This is a genomic window from Planktothrix sp. FACHB-1355 (assembly GCF_014748295.1).
GTDB lineage: Bacteria > Cyanobacteriota > Cyanobacteriia > Cyanobacteriales > Aerosakkonemataceae > Aerosakkonema > Aerosakkonema funiforme_A.
In genome coordinates, this window is record NZ_JACJUP010000968.1 from 1 (window position 1) to 2797 (window position 2797).

General features: G+C 46.9%; 3 protein-coding genes. 1 reads left to right on the forward strand and 2 read right to left on the reverse strand.

The genetic code is table 11. The features are described from left to right. Positions 1-1384: adenylate/guanylate cyclase domain-containing protein (locus tag H6S82_RS27680; protein WP_191057060.1), on the forward strand; the 1384-nt coding region annotated here is incomplete at its 5' end. Between the two features lie 341 nt (positions 1385-1725). Here H6S82_RS27680 and H6S82_RS27690 read toward each other — a convergent pair. Beyond that, positions 1726-2133: an AbrB family transcriptional regulator gene (locus H6S82_RS27690; RefSeq protein ID WP_190474055.1), complete on the reverse strand. Its 408-nt coding sequence runs from the start codon at positions 2131-2133 to the stop codon at positions 1726-1728. 109 nt (positions 2134-2242) lie between these two features. After that, complete coding sequence (locus H6S82_RS33105) at positions 2243-2509, reverse strand: hypothetical protein (protein WP_190474056.1); 267 nt, start codon at positions 2507-2509, stop codon at positions 2243-2245. Positions 2510-2797: the final 288 nt, after the last annotated feature.

A 2797-nucleotide genomic window follows, 5' to 3' on the forward strand; every position in this document is an offset into this window, starting at 1 on the left:
TAATCGCAGCGACGAAGAATTTATGGAGGCGTTCAACATTCAAGCTGGTGTCGCCATCCAAAACGCTAAGTTGTTTGAAAAAGTCAAGCAACAGTACGAGACGATCCAGCAACAGTATGCCAAGATTCAGCAACAAGAACAGATGCAGCGAGATATTCTCCGCAGTCTGACAAATGGGGTAATCTCCACCAATGCAGCCGGGGAAATTATCGCCGCTAATCCCAGCGCCAAGAAATTGCTGGGTTTTAACAATGGAGAATCTTTAGAAGGGAAATCCATCTGCGAGGTAATTCGGATCAAAGAAGGTGACTTTAGCAGCTGGTTTGGGGCAGCTTTAAAGGGACGCGATCGCAAAGCGCGACACCAGTATTATCCAGATCGGACTTTGTTATCTACCGATCTGGAGTCCCGCAGCGTGCATTTATCGATTAATTCGATCGCCGATGCTAGCGATGCTTCCAATGTTTACGGCGCTTTAGTGGTGATGGATGATATCAGCGACGAGAAGCGACTCAAGAGTACGATGTACCGCTACATGACTCAAGAGTTAGCCGAACAATTGCTACAAAGTGGGGATGCTAAGTTGGGAGGCGATCGCAAAGAAGTATCCATCTTATTCTCCGATATTCGCGGCTACACCAACTTAGTGGAAAACATGGAAGCCGAAGAAGTCGTGAGTATGCTTAACGAGTATTTCTCGGCAATGGTGGAATCCATATTCAAGCATAAAGGCACCCTGGATAAGTACATCGGCGATGCGATTATGGGCGTGTTCGGTTCCCCAGTACCCCTACGGGATCATGCTTGGAGAGCAGTGCAAACAGCTTTGGAAATGCGATCGAATCTGGCAGAATTCAACGCTCGTCGTCAAGCTGCCAATCAGCAATCCATTCGCATTGGCGTTGGCATCCATTCTGGCGCTGCTATCAGCGGTAATATCGGTCACCAACGACGAATGGAGTTTACCGTTATTGGCGATGATGTTAATTTGGGTTCCCGTTTGGAAGGCACCTCAAAATTGTACGGCTGCGATCTTGTGATTAGCGGCAGTACCTATACTCCCTGTGCAAATCGCATTTGGGTGCGCGAACTCGATATCGTGCGGGTGAAGGGAAGAACTCAACCGGTATCGATATACGAGCTCGTTGGGTTGCGTTCCGATCCAATTCCAGCCAAGAAACAGCAAACGATCGAACTTTACGAACAAGGTCGCGAGTTATATCTCCAGCGCAACTTCGATCTGGCATTGCAAAAGTTTGATGCAGTGCTAGCGATCGACAGTCACGATAAAGCAGCTCTGTTGCATCAGCAGCGTTGTCGCAGCTGGATGAATACCACCCTACCAGATGACTGGGATGGTATCGAAACGCTTACCGAAAAATAGGCGAGCTGGTTTGAGCGAATCGCCTATTCTCAGTTGGGAATTGGGCAATTGGGAAAAAGCTGATTATTCATCCCAAATCCGCTTTGATGACCGCCTTTATCTCGCTCGGCTGTTGTAGAGACCTTTCATGAAGTCTCTACAATGAAATGGCCAAAAATTAAAGGGGGTAACAAACCCGGATTTGGGATCGTAGGGCTTACGCAAATAAACCCTGTTTCCAGACTTATGTCTTAAAGAAACGCGATGTGGAACGTAAGTCCTAGAATTAATAACTCATAACTTCCCGACGCCCGACGCTTTTACCGCGCCACCTCGTCCTCAGTCTCTACGCTCAACTACAATTAAGCTTCTTCTTCTTCTTCTCCTCCTTCAGTATCCGCATCTCGGTCAAGTTGAATCAAACGAATGTGCTTGTATCCGAGCCGAATTTCAAACTCATCACCTGGCTTTAATCCCATTGCCTGGGTGTAAGCAGATCCGATCACAATTTGACCGTTCTTATGTACGCTCACCCGGTAAGTCGCTTCGCGACCGCGACCATCTTTCTCACTTTCTGGCTCTAAAGCAATGCCTTTAGCTGCCAGTACAGCATCGTAAAAGTCTGTCAGATTGACGCGGACTTGGTTACTTTTGGTCGTGGTGTAGTAGCCACAAGCCTTAGCGGTTTCCCGGCGCGATAGATGGGAAAGTTCTTTGACTTTTTGAAGTAGAGCTTTCCCTGATAATGGCGCTGTTGCAGTTTCAGCCATAAAATTGCCTCTGACTAAATTTCACTTCTTTTGCATTATTGAACCATATACCATTGTTCATTAAACATCAACTACTGCGGTGAATTCTTTTCTCTGTTGTTAAAACTTATCATTTTCGCCAAGACCGCTCTCTAAGTAATCTTGGCCAAGCGCTTAGGCATTTAACAGTGTAATGACGGCGAGGGAAGCCAGAGAATTTTTTTGTAGCTTGTTGAGGATGAGTGGCGATCGCACGGATGGTGAGGGGAGAATAAGTGGAATTGGGCTGCTGTTGAACTCGCCGATCCCAGTGGCGAGCGCTCTTTTTCGCATAGGTAATCGTAGCTCGTGCGGCGACTTTCCTATGTTCTTGTTGAGGAATCCTCTCCCACTTCACAAGTAACGCCGAGTTGCCTTCACGCCATAATGGATGGGGGCAGCACAAGCGCAGAGGAGATCTACCAGCAGAGGGAAAAGAGTATTGGCTAGGAATGCAACTTGGTATCACTGCGAAACATTCCGATACGCTCTTTCTTCTCAAATGGAAATTCCGATTCTCGTTAAAATTTCCCCAACAGGGAACGGGAACCGTAAAAAAGGATATTTATTTTACTTAGAGAGGATTTAATCTAGAGTTGGCAGATTGGCTAAATCCTCCCCACTGTTTGCATAGCAAACAGGGGTT